This window comes from Georgenia sunbinii, assembly GCF_036421875.1.
Classification (GTDB): domain Bacteria; phylum Actinomycetota; class Actinomycetes; order Actinomycetales; family Actinomycetaceae; genus Georgenia_B; species Georgenia_B sunbinii.
The window spans coordinates 754662-766591 of sequence record NZ_JAZGOL010000002.1 but is presented as its reverse complement, the minus strand read 5'-3'; the positions used below and the strand labels follow the sequence as shown (position 1 = coordinate 766591).

The window sequence follows — 11930 nt, the reverse complement described above, 5'->3', positions numbered from 1 at the left end:
GTCCCAGTCACCAACCAGCACGTCATCATCGGCCCGCCCGTAGTTGAACACCACATCAGCATCCCCACCCAGCAGGTGGTTCTTCACGTGGTACTCACTCCCCCGACGCACCGCGAACGTGTCAGTGCCGTCACCGTCCCAGTCACCGACCAGCACGGTGTCACCCGCACGGCCGTACCGGAAGGTCCAGTCGGCGTCCCCACCACGAGGCGCGTTGGACACGTGGAACACGTTCCCACGACGCACCACGATCGAGTCGGTCCCGTCACCGTCCCAGTCACCAACGAACACCTCATCGGCGATCCGCCCGTACTTGAAGAAGTGATGCGTCGTACCCCGCCAGTTATCACTCAGGTGGAACTCCGCCGCACCCGACGACGGCGGCTGGGGAACCTCCCCACCACCCTCGGTGGAGAACTCGTGGGTCCACTCAGCGGTCGCACCCTCGGCCAGCACGAAACCATCAAGCGCACGCGCCGTCACAGTCACCGTCCCAGCACCCGGGTACGTGTCAGCAGCAACCACGTCACCGTCAACGACGTACTCCACGCCCTCAACCTCAGGAATCGTGTAGCTGTCGTCCTCGGTACCCGCCTCATCGGTGAAGGTCACCTCAGTAGGCGTGACCTCCACCAGCTCGCCGTCGAGCTCCCTGATCTGCACGTTTCGGAACCAGACGTTGGAACCGGTGTGGTGGTTCTGGAACCCGATGCGACCGTTGAGATCACGGTTGGGGTCCGCCCCCTCGGAATTGAAGTCGTTGATCAGCACACCGTTGAGGTGCACCTTGACGTTCTGGTCCTCGACCACGATCTCGTACGAGTTCCACTCCCCAGGCGGGTTCAGCGCTTCGTCCCGCTCCTCGATGTCCGCGCTCTGGAAGTTGTAGATCGCACCCGTGGTCAGCTCCGGATCGTCCGTGGCGTCGATCTGGACCTCGAAGCCCTGGTTGCGCGCGTTGGCGTTGCCCTCAGGGTCGGGGACACCGAGGTGAACCCCGGAGTTGTCGTCCCCGCCCATCTTCCAGTCGAGCTTGAGACGGTAGTCGGTGAACTCATCGGGATGGGTGATCAGCCCGAGCCCGCCGACGGAGCGCATCGTGCAGTCTGCCTGGGAGATGAACCCGCCAGGACCGGCCATCTCCCACTCGTCGAAGCTCTCCTGGGTACCGTCGAACAGCATCCGGTAGCCGGCGTCCGCATCTGCGGGAGCACAGACCTGGCGCTGGATCCGCAGGTGGTCCCAGTTCACGTGACGGTCATCGTCCTCACCGGCGGAGACCGTGATGGTGTTGGCCCCGGCGTCGAGATCGAGCAGCGCGGCATGGTCGGCCCATGTCGACCAGACACCGGTCGTCTCCATGGACAGCTGTCCCAGATCCTCACCGTTGATGTCGAGCGACACCGTCCGGGCGCCTTCGCTGACGTTGTGGGCAGTGGCGTACCGGAAAGTCACCGGATAGGTGCCGGCCTCGTCGACCTCCACCGTCCAGGTCAGCGAGGCACCGATGTTACTGAACCCGTCGACGAAGCCTACGCCGGTGTAGTGCGAGTGGTCATCGTTGATGCCCGCGCCGCCTCGCAGCAGCGCCTCCTCGGCTTCGTAATGGCCGAGCGCGTTGCCCGGGTCGACGTAGTTCGGGATGTTGTTGACGGTGTACCAGGCCTCGGTGCTCCACAGCGACGTGCCGTCGGCAGCATCGAAGGGCCGCGGCGAGCGGATGTGGACGACGCGATTCTCGAGCATGCCGTCGATCTCGAGGCTCACCGTGAGACCGTCGTCGGACACCGAGCCTCCGGTGACCTCCAGTGTCTCCTCGTTGAGCTTGGGGCCGCCGTACTGCGACGTGGGGTTGTACGTCCACTGCTGCACGTCGTAGAGATCGACAAGATCGTCGATGACGTCCTGGCTGACCGGCTTGGTGTACGTGATGTCGAAGCCGGTCTCGGTGATCTCCAGCGACAGGATGTCCATCGCGTCCGCCGAGGTCTCGGTCAGCTTCTGCAGGCCATAGGTGAGCTTGCCCTCCTGCTGCCAGTTCCCGCCGCCGCCGATCCCGCCGACGTAGTACGAGCCGTCCGGGCCGAGGGCGAGACGGCTCACGCCGGACTCCAGCCCCTGTGTCACCCGGAACACTGCCCCTTGCTTCTGGCCCTCGACCTCCTCGATGAACCCGCGCTGCAGGCCGCCGTAGGTGACGTCGCCGAACATCATCTGGCCCTCGAAGGTGCCGTCCTCGATGAGTACCGGGTTGGTCGGCGAGTTCGAGATCTCGTTGTGCGGCAGCCAGAGCACCGGCTTGGTGGGGACCTCGTCGTCGAACGGGCCGGCCGGCGTCGTGTAGTGGTTGTAGAACGCACCGGGCTCGATCTCCACGATCTTGGATGCCGGCAGCCAGTCGCCCTGGTTGTCGGCGACGTAGATCTCGCCCTCTGGGCCCCATCCGATGCCGTTGGGTGTGCGCAGGCCGCCGGCGACGTACTCGACGTCGCCGGTGTCCTTGTCGATCTTCACCGAGGTCCCTCGGTTCTCGACATGCTGCGGCACGGTCGTCTTGCCACCGGGGGTGATGGCGACCGACAGGTTGAGGTAGTAGTGGTCCTCGTCGGCGAGGAGGCCGAAGCCAAACTCGTGGTACGTGCCGCCGGACGGCCAGGTCGCGATGGCCTCCGTCTCCTCGTAGAAGCCGTCGCCGTCCTCGTCGATCAGGCGGCTGAGCTGGTGCTTCTCGGCGACGATCACCGTGCCGTCGTCCTCGACGAGAACACCTTGCGGCTCGTTCATGTCTTCCGCCACGACCCTGGTCTCGATATCAGCAGGATCCGCGTCGGGGCCGAGCGTGTTGGTCACGGTCTCCACGGCGCCGTCGAAGCTCTCGCGGCCAGCCCACGTGGTCATGATCATGGTGCCGTCGTCGAACCAGTCCATCCCGGTGACTCTCGGCTCGAAGCCGTCCGGTCGCAGGTCGGTGAGCGTGTAGTTCGGGTGCAGGCCTGCGAGCGGCGCCCCGTCGCCGGGCCCCTGGGCGGCGTCGGCGCAGTGCTTGACCCCTGGGGCCGTCACCCGGGTGACACCCTCGTCGGTGGTCAGGACCGAGCTGGGCACGAGCACGAAGTCGCTCGTACCCGGTGGCCGCCACTCCAGCCGGAGGGTCTTGCTGTGCGCACCCTGGAAGTAGTCGATGCGCAGGGCGTGAGCGCCCTCGGTCAGCTCGATCGAGCCGTCAGCCGCCGTCGCGGGCTGGCGACGGTCGTTCTCGATGATCTCCTCGTCATTGACCGACAGGCGTGATCCGTCGTCGCTGATGATCCGAAACTCGTACACACCGTCCTGGGGCACGTGGATGTTGCCAAGCACGTGCGCCATGAAGTTGTTGTCGAGACCACCGAACTCATCGGTCGTCTCCCAGTCGATGGTCTCGCGCAGGACATCGACGTTCGGCGTCTGCCCCGGGATGAGGGTGCACACCTGCTCCGGCTCGAAGCCGACATCGAAGGTTCGCAGAGTGACACCGGGCTCCTGTGGTGGCAGCTCGGCCGCTGCTGAGGTAGCCATGACTACCGGCATGATCGCTCCGGCGGCCAGGGCGAAGCCCAGGGTCCCCGCCAGAGCACGGCGTGGTCGTCCAAACATAAACACACTCCCTCGTGTGGCTCGATGGCGCGGCCGAGCAGCGTGCAGAGCAGGTGACGAATGTCGCGCCCCGCCGAACATCGCCCAAGCCATCGACTGTCCCGGCACTCGCCGGCTGTCCACGCACTCGCCAGCCTCGGGCCAGTGCGTACGGCAGTGAACGTGACGCCACTGCGGACGTCAATGACTTTGCCACCCTTTGCCCGTACCGACCCCTGTTACGCGACATGCGTAGAGAAACTGGTCGGTCCGAGATGGAGAGCGCGCTCCGGCCAGGCGATTGGTCGATGAGCGCCATTCAAGCTAGGTACTCCCGCTTGACCATTTGCTAGGTTTTCGTCGACCGCTCTCCGAGTCGAGAAGCCGGCCCGCGCGACCTCGCCGCCGTCCCGGCGAGCTGAGCCGACCGCCGTCCCGGCGAACTACTCGGGTCGGTCAGCGGCCGAGCGGCAACGCCCCGGCGCGCAGCGTCAGCCGCATGACGACGGCGTCCTCGCCGTCAGGCTGGTAGTAGCGCCGGCGAGTGCCGATCGGCTCGAAACCGGCCCGGCGGTAGAGCTCCTGCGCCCCCAGGTCACCCGCGCGGACCTCGAGGAAAACCTGGTTCGACCGGCCGGCCCGGGCGCGCTCGACGAGGTCCGCGACGAGCAGCGTGGCGATCCCACGTCGCCGCTGGTCAGCGGTGACACCGACGGTCATCACCTGGGCGTCCGAGGCGAGGGCGATCCCCGCATACCCCACGAGGTTCCCGGCAACCTCGGCGGCCACGTAGTACCGGTCGGGCTGTGCCAGCTCGTCCTCGTACATGCTGCGCGACCAGGCCGCAGCGCCGAACAGCTCCACCTCGAGCTGCGCGATGCGCTCCAGGTCTGTCGGCCGCAGCGGCCGCAGCAGCACCGAGGGGCGGTTCACGTGGCGCGCTTGCGGGCGGCTGCCGGAGAGACGTCTGGGCGCCGGAGGTACAGCGGTTCGGTGCTCAGCTCGATCTCGTCGCCCGCCGCGCGCCGAGCCAGCCGGGCAGCGACGATCCGCCCCAGCACCGCCGGGTCGAGCTGGTTCGGGATGCCCGGCGTCGGGATGAGGGACTCGGGATAGAGCAACGCCCCGGGACCGGCGACGACCACCCGGCCGCCGTCGGCGACGTGGTCGACGAGCTCGGCTCCCGCGTCGACGGCGAGGTCGGCGGCCGGGCCGACGCTCGGCCCGTCGGTCCGGGCGACGTCGTCCGGGCCTTGCTCCCGGAACCGGGCCGAGTAGACCTCTCGCCGCCGCGCGTCCGTGGCGACGAGGACGGTGGCACCGGGGACGACGTCGAGGGCCTGGCGGGCGAGGATGTCGAGGCTGCTGACGCCGTGCACCGGGACACCGAGGGCACGGGCCAGCGCGGCGGCAGTCGCCAGCCCGACCCGCAGCCCGGTGTACGGCGCCGGTCCGGTCCCGACCGCGACAAGGTCGAGGTCACCGGCGGTGAGGCCGGATTCGCGCAGCACTGCCTCGATGAGTGGGGCGAGGTTCTCGGCGTGACCGCGGTGGCCGTCGTGGCGCGCACGGGCAAGCACCCGGCCGCCGTCGTGGATGGCAACTGCACTGCCGGCTGAGGTGTCGAGGCACAGGGTTGGCACCCAGCCAGCGTAGTCGTGTCGCCGGCGACGTCCCAGCGCGGCCGCGCGGTCAGCGTCCCGGCGGTGGGGTGCCACCCGGTCCGCCGTCAAGCCCGGCGGGCCTGCCCGGCGCACCATCGGCGTCGGTGAGCCCAGTCGCCCCATCCGGCCCACCCGGCACAGCGTCGGCACCTGCGTCCGCGGCAGCGTCGCCCCCCGCATCCACGTCGGCGTCGAGCATGTCGAGCCGCGGCACACCCTCCGGTGGGGTGAGGCCGGCGCGGACGTCGGCCTCGATACGGGAGTCCGTGCGCCGGTAGCCGCGCACCAGCAGCCAGGCGCCGACCAGGCCGAGCAGCACGATGACCGCGATCACCGTGAGCGGCACCAGCCCGCTCCCGTCGTCGGGCTCATCCTCGGCGATCGGGGTCGGGGTCAGGGTGCCGGACCGCTCGGCGAGGAACGTCTGGAAGACCGCGAGCGGCACCGGGCCGTGCAGGAGCTCGCGGCCACTGGCGGTGAGCGGCCAGATCTGCCCCTCGGCGGCAGCGAACCAGCCATCGATCGACGGGTCGTGGACGAGCGTGAGCGGCAGGTCACTCGGCACCAGGGCGGCGCCCAGCTCCGGGTCGGCCACCACGACGGAGGACTCGGGCTCCCCGGAGTCGAACGGCCCGGCGCGCAGCGCCCCGACCGCCTCCGGACCGTCCTCGCCCTGGCGCATGATAGGCGCCACCCACTCGCCGCTCGGCTCGCTGGCACCGTCAGTCTGCGAACCGTCGATGAACTCCGGCGCCCACCGGTCGAACGGGTGGGGCACCCCGACCGCGACGTCGTCGGCGGTGGCCCCCAGGTCCCTGCTCTCGGCGCGGGCGGCCTCGGTCCCCGGCCCGACGAACCAGGCGGCGACGTTCTTGGGGACGTTGCTGGGCGCGGTCGACGGTGACGGCGCGTCCGAGCCGTCGTCGGTCGCGGGGGTCACGAGCGCCGGCGAGGTCGGCTTCTCCGGGGTCGCCACCGCGCCGGCGGTCGTCCCCAGGACGGCGAGGACGCACAGCATGACGGCCGCCAGTGCGCGGCGGGGCCGCCGGCGCCCGCGGCCCGGTGTCACGGCTGCTCCCGCGCGGCGGACGATCGGTCGTCACGGCTCTGGCGCGCGAGCGCGGAGAGGTCGATCTGTTGCCAGCGCGGCCCGTGGGAGCGCAGCCGCACCGTGCGGCCGCCCTCGTCGGCGACCTCCGCTACGTCGACGACCCCGCCCCGGGGCCGGCTGATGAGGATCTCCAGGCGGTCCTCGGCGAGCCCCTCGACCATCCCCTCGCCCCACTCGACCACGGTCACCGAGTCTTCGAGGGAGCTGTCCAGGTCGAGGGCATCGACCTCGTCGAGGGAGCCGAGCCGGTAGGCGTCGACGTGGACGAGGTCCGGCCCTTGCCCAAGGTTGCGGTGGGAGCGCGCGATGATGAACGTCGGCGACGCGACCTGACCGCGGACGCCGAGCCCCTGCCCGATCCCCTGGGTGAGCGTGGTCTTGCCGGCGCCGAGGTCGCCGGTGAGCACGACCAGGTCGCCGGCGCGCAGCATGCCGGCGAGGCGGCGGCCGAGCGCACGGGTGGCGTCGGCGTCGGGCAGGTCCAAGGTGGTCATCCTGGCTCCGTGGGCGAGAGGTGGATCCGAGGAACGCGGCTGCTCAGCCGCACGACGATCTCGTAGCTGATGGTGCCGGCGGCCTCGGCCCAGTCCTGCGCGGTGGGGCCGCCGTCGCGACCGTCACCGAAGAGCACGGCGGGCGTGCCCGGCTCGACGTCGCCGCCCGCCGGTCCGAGGTCGACGGTGAACTGGTCCATGCAGACCCGGCCGGCCACCGTCGCGCGGTGGCCGCCGACGAGCAGCGGGCCGGCGTTGCTCGCGTGCCGGAGGATGCCGTCGCCGTAGCCGAGGGGCACGATCGCCAGCCGGCCGGCCGCCGGTGTGGTGTAGGTGTGGCCGTAGGAGACGGGGGTGCCCGCCGGGACGTCCTTCACGTGGATGACGTCGGCCTCGAGTCGCATCGCCGGCGTCAGCCCGAGGTCCGCCGAGCTCGCCACGTCCGGCGCCGGGGTCAGCCCGTACACGCTGATGCCGGGCCGCACGAGGTCGAAGTGGCTCTCGGGGGCGAGCAGGGTGCCCGAGGACGCCGCGAGGTGGCGCACCTGCGGCCGGAGCCCGGCGCGGGCGACGACGGCCAGCGCCGCGGTGAACGCCTCGACCTGGTGCGCGGTGGTCGCGGCCTCGGGCTCGTCCGCGCGGGCGAGGTGAGACCACACGCCGACGACGTCGATGCTGCCGCCGGCCTCGAGTGCTGCGGCCTCGGCGACGAGCGACTCCCAGGCGTCCACGGTCGCGCCGCCCCGCCCCATGCCGGTGTCGACCTTCAGGTGGACCCGCGCCGCCCTGCCGGTCCGCCGGGCAGCAGCGTCGATCTCGCGCAGCGCCCACGGCGCGGAGGCCGAGAGGTCGATGTCGGCGGCGACCGCCTCGGTCAGCGAGGTGCCCGGGGCGAACATCCAGCTGAGCACCGGGGCGTCGATCCCCGCGGCGCGCACGAGCAGCGCCTCGCTCAGCTGGGCGACGCCGAGCCAGCCAGCGCCGGCAGCCAGCGCGCTGCGCGAGACCTCGAGCAGGCCGTGGCCGTAGGCGTCGGCCTTGACCACGGCCATCACCGTCGCCGGCCCCGCAGCCTCGCGCAGCCGTGCGACGTTCGAGCGGATGGCGGCGTGGTCGACGATCGCGCGGGCCGGGTAGTCACTCACCGGGCAAGTCTCCCACCGACCGCTGTCGCGCTCCGACAGGTCAGCACTCGGGGCCGTCACCGGTGAGCAGGCCGCGCAGGACGTCGGGCACTGCCTCGGCGCAACGACGGGCGGTGGTCGGGCCGCCGCGGGACGCCAGCCTCCCGGCCCGCCCGTGGACCAGCGCGGCGGCAGCCGCGAGCGCCGCGACGTCCTCGGCGCCGACCGGGCCCGCGGCACCGGCGCCGGCGAGAAGCGCACCGAGCACTCCCGCGAGGACGTCCCCGGTGCCGGCGGTGGCGAGCCAGGGTGTGCCGTCGGCCTGGGCGTACGCCGGACCGCTCGGCGCGACGACGATGGTCGTCGCGCCCTTGAGGAGGACGACGGCACCGGTGAGCTCGGCCGCCCGCCGCGCGTGCTGCAGCGGGTCGGCGTCGACCGACGCACGGCTGACGTCCTCCCCGCGCTCGACCAGCAGCCGGGCGAGCTCGCCGGCGTGCGGGGTGAGCACCGCGGTCGCCGGTAGCCGATCGGGCAGCAGCGCGAGCGCGCCGGCGTCGAGCACGATCGGCAGCTCGTCGGTGGTGGCCCGGTCGATCGCCGCACGCACGTCGTCCGCGCGGCCGGTGTCCGTCGGGTCGATGCCGCTGCCCGTGGCCCACGCCTGGGTCCGGCCACCGCCGACCACCACCTCGGGAAACCGGTGGTGGACGAGTGTGACGACGTCAGGCGGGGCGAGCAGGCGCAGCATGCCGAGGCCGGCCCCGAGCGCGCCGGCGGCTGCCAGCACCGCCGCCCCCGGGTAGGTCGAGGAGCCTGCGACGAGGCCGAGCACACCGCGGGTGTACTTGTGGTCGGCGGCGACCGGCAGCCGGACGAGGTCGGCGACGTCGCTGCCGGTGAGTCGCGCGACCGTCGGCCCGGTGTCCGGGGCCAGGCCGATGTCGACGTGCACGAGGCGCCCGGCGAGCGCCGCGGCCGGTCCCACGAGCAGGCCCGGCTTCGTGGCCCCCACCGACACCGTGACGTCGGCGCGCAGCACCGGGCCGGGCACGGTGCCGTCGTCGACGCCGATCCCGGACGGGACGTCGACGGCGACGACGACCGGCTCGTCCGGCATCCCGCCCCGGTGCGCATCGAGGTGGGCGACGACCGTCGCGGCCGGGGCACGCAGCGGGCCGCGTGCCCCGATGCCGGTGAGTCCGTCGACCCAGACGCCGGCGTCGTCGCCCAGCCGGGTGAGGCGGTCGAGCGCACCGGCGTCGCCGGCTCCGACGTCAACCACCTGCACCCCGGCGCGGCGGGCGGCCGCGAGCCCCCGCGCGTGCGGGGCCGGGGCGCACAGCGCCGCGGTGACCACCAGGCCACGACGGGCGAGCACGGCGCCCGCGTACAGCGCGTCGCCGCCGTTGTTGCCGCCCCCGACGAGGAGCAGCACCGTGCTCCCCGACCGGCGCGCGCCGCGGTCGGCGATCTCCCGGAGCACCGTGGTGGCCACCGCGGTCGCGGCGTGCTGCATGAGGGCGTCCTGCGGAGTGGCGGCGATCAGCGGGGCCTCGGCCCGGCGGATCGACTCGGTGTCGTAGGCGCGGATCATCCGCCCATTGTGACCGCCCGGGCCGGGAACGGCAGTGCCACGGTCGCGGCGTCGCCCAGCGGCGCGCTCAGCCTTCGGCGACGACCATCGCGGAAGCGATCCCGGCGTCGTGGGAGATCGTCAGGTGCCAGTGCTTGACGCCGAGCTCGGCGGCGCGCGCCGCCACCGTGTCGCGCAGGTGGACCACCGGTGGGCCGCCGACCACCCGCTCCACGGTGCAGTCCTGCCAGGACATGCCGCCGGGCGCGCCGAGCGCCTTGGCGATCGCCTCCTTGGCGGCGAACCGGGCGGCGAGCGACGCCGGCGGCAGGTCGCGCTCCTCGGGCGTGAAGAGCTTCTCCCGCAGCCGCGGCGTGCGCTCGAGGGTGGCGAGGAAGCGCGCGACGTCGACCACGTCGATACCGACGCCGATGATCACAGTCGGCTCACTCGACGGTGACCGATTTGGCGAGGTTGCGCGGCTGGTCGACGTCGTAGCCCTTGGCCGCGGCCAGCGCCGAGGCGAAGATCTGCAGCGGCACCACCGTCACGAGCGGCATCATGAGCGTCGGTGTCCGGGGCACCCGGAAGACGACGTCGGCGAACTCGGTGACGGCGTCGTCGCCCTCCTCTGCGATCACCAGGGTGCGGGCGCCGCGGGCCCTGATCTCCTGGATGTTGGAGACCACCTTGGCGTGCAGGGTGGGGCGGCGTGGCGTCGGGACGATGACGAAGACCGGCTGCCCCTCCTCGATGAGCGCGATCGGGCCGTGCTTGAGCTCGCCGGCCGCGAAGCCCTCGGCGTGGATGTAGGCCAGCTCCTTGAGCTTCAGCGCGCCCTCGAGCGCCACCGGGAACCCGACGTGGCGGCCGAGGAAGAGCACCGTGGTGGCCCCGGCCATCGACCGTGCCACCTCGCGGATCTGCTCCTCGCCGTCGATGACCTGCTGGATCCGCGCCGGCATCGCGGCCAGCTCCTCGAGGTACCCGACGACCTCCTCGCTGTACTTGTTGCCGCGCAGCTCGGCGAGGAACAGCCCGAGCAGGTAGCAGGCGGTGATCTGGGCGAGGAAGGCCTTGGTGGAGGCGACCGCCACCTCGGGCCCGGCGTGGGTGTAGAGCACCGCGTCGGACTCACGGGCGATCGTCGAGGCGTGGGTGTTGACGATGGCCAGCACCTTGGCGCCCTGCTCGCGGGCGTGGCGCACCGCCATGATGGTGTCCATGGTCTCCCCGGACTGGGAGACGGCGACGACCAGTGTGCGCTGGTCCACCACCGGGTCGCGGTAGCGGAACTCGTGCGCCAGCTCGACCTCGACCGGGATGCGGCACCAGTGCTCGATGGCGTACTTCGCGACGTGCCCCGCGTAGGCCGCGGTGCCGCAGGCGACGACGATGATCTTGTCGACCGAGCGCAGCACCGCCTCGTCGATGCGCAGCTCGTCGAGCTTCAGCCGTCCGGCGCCGTCGCTGCGGCCGAGGAGGGTGTCGGCCACCGCCTTGGGCTGGTCGTGGATCTCCTTGTCCATGAAGGTGTCGAAGCCGCCCTTGACCGCGGCCTCGGCGTCCCACTCGACGGTGAACGCGCGCGGCTCGACCGCGGCGCCGTCGGCGTCGGTGACCTCGACCCGGTCCCCGGTGAGCGTGACGATCTGGTCCTGCCCGACCTCCAGCGCCCGCTTGGTCTGCGAGACGAAGGCGACGACGTCGGAGCCGAGGTAGTTCGTGCCGTCACCGAGCCCGATGACCAGCGGCGAGTTGCGGCGGGCGGCGACGATCACGCCGGGCGCGTCGACGTGCACGGCGAGCAGCGTGTAGGCGCCCTCGAGCCGGGCGGTGACGGCACGCATCGCCGCCGTAAGGTCACCGTGCTCCTCGTAGGCGCGCCCGAGGAGGTGGGCGGCCACCTCGGTGTCGGTCTCCGAGGTGAAGGTTGCGCCGTCGGCGGCGAGCTCGGCCTTGAGCGGGGCAAAGTTCTCGATGATGCCGTTGTGGATGAGTGCCAGGCGGCCGTCCCCCGACACCTGCGGGTGGGCGTTGGCGTCGTTCGGCACACCGTGGGTGGCCCACCGGGTGTGCCCGATCGCGGCGGCGGCTTCGTCCAGCGGCGCCGCCTCGAGGTCACCGAGCAGGTTGGCGAGCTTGCCGGCACGCTTGCGCACCGTCAGGCCGGCCGGGCCGACGGCGGCGATCCCTGCGGAGTCGTAGCCCCGGTACTCCAGCCGGGCGAGGCCTTCGAGGACCGCCTCCGCCGGGTCGTGGTTCGGCCGGGAGATGGTCACAGCACCTACGATTCCGCACATGTGCGACAGGTTAACCGCCAGCGGGGGTCACGTCACAGCGGCGGCC

The 11930-nt window shown here is 71.7% G+C and carries 9 protein-coding genes; all 9 read right to left on the bottom strand.

All coding sequences use genetic code 11. The features are described 5' to 3' along the window. Positions 1–3555, bottom strand: a 3555-nt coding sequence (locus tag V2J52_RS07830) for a 3-keto-alpha-glucoside-1,2-lyase-like domain-containing protein (RefSeq protein ID WP_331227104.1), incomplete at its 3' end; no start/stop codon positions are given. A 513-nt stretch (positions 3556–4068) separates the two neighbouring features. Beyond that, positions 4069–4545: a ribosomal protein S18-alanine N-acetyltransferase gene (gene rimI, locus V2J52_RS07825; protein ID WP_331227103.1), complete on the bottom strand. Its 477-nt coding sequence runs from the start codon at positions 4543–4545 to the stop codon at positions 4069–4071. Continuing rightward, complete coding sequence (gene tsaB, locus V2J52_RS07820; protein WP_331227102.1) at positions 4542–5255, bottom strand: tRNA (adenosine(37)-N6)-threonylcarbamoyltransferase complex dimerization subunit type 1 TsaB; 714 nt, start codon at positions 5253–5255, stop codon at positions 4542–4544. The genes rimI and tsaB overlap by 4 nt, the downstream gene beginning before the upstream one ends. A 49-nt stretch (positions 5256–5304) precedes the next feature. Beyond that, on the bottom strand, positions 5305–6345 hold the full coding sequence (locus tag V2J52_RS07815; protein WP_331227101.1) for a hypothetical protein: 1041 nt from the start codon (positions 6343–6345) through the stop codon (positions 5305–5307). Beyond that, positions 6342–6881, bottom strand: coding sequence for a tRNA (adenosine(37)-N6)-threonylcarbamoyltransferase complex ATPase subunit type 1 TsaE (gene tsaE, locus V2J52_RS07810; protein ID WP_331227100.1), 540 nt, complete (start codon positions 6879–6881; stop codon positions 6342–6344). The genes V2J52_RS07815 and tsaE overlap by 4 nt, the downstream gene beginning before the upstream one ends. Beyond that, positions 6878–8026 (bottom strand): alanine racemase, encoded by a 1149-nt coding sequence (gene alr, locus V2J52_RS07805; protein WP_331227099.1) that lies wholly within the window; start codon positions 8024–8026, stop codon positions 6878–6880. Before alr ends, tsaE begins: the two co-directional genes overlap by 4 nt. A gap of 40 nt (positions 8027–8066) precedes the next feature. Then, the gene (locus V2J52_RS07800; RefSeq protein WP_331227098.1) at positions 8067–9602 is read right to left on the bottom strand and encodes an NAD(P)H-hydrate dehydratase; all 1536 of its coding nucleotides are present in this window, start codon (positions 9600–9602) and stop codon (positions 8067–8069) included. Positions 9603–9669: 67 nt separating this feature from the next. Then, the gene (locus tag V2J52_RS07795) at positions 9670–10020 is read right to left on the bottom strand and encodes a holo-ACP synthase (protein ID WP_331227097.1); all 351 of its coding nucleotides are present in this window, start codon (positions 10018–10020) and stop codon (positions 9670–9672) included. A gap of 7 nt (positions 10021–10027) precedes the next feature. Continuing rightward, positions 10028–11884: a glutamine--fructose-6-phosphate transaminase (isomerizing) gene (gene glmS, locus V2J52_RS07790; RefSeq protein ID WP_331227096.1), complete on the bottom strand. Its 1857-nt coding sequence runs from the start codon at positions 11882–11884 to the stop codon at positions 10028–10030. Positions 11885–11930 lie beyond the last annotated feature (46 nt).

What these genes read in the sequence shown, in the direction of transcription:
- tsaE (WP_331227100.1), bottom strand. Translation starts at nt 6,881, where the DNA reads ATGACCACCTTGGACCTGCCCGACGCCGACGCCACCCGTGCGCTCGGC.
- V2J52_RS07800 (WP_331227098.1), bottom strand. Translation starts at nt 9,602, where the DNA reads ATGATCCGCGCCTACGACACCGAGTCGATCCGCCGGGCCGAGGCCCCG.
- glmS (WP_331227096.1), bottom strand. Translation starts at nt 11,884, where the DNA reads ATGTGCGGAATCGTAGGTGCTGTGACCATCTCCCGGCCGAACCACGAC.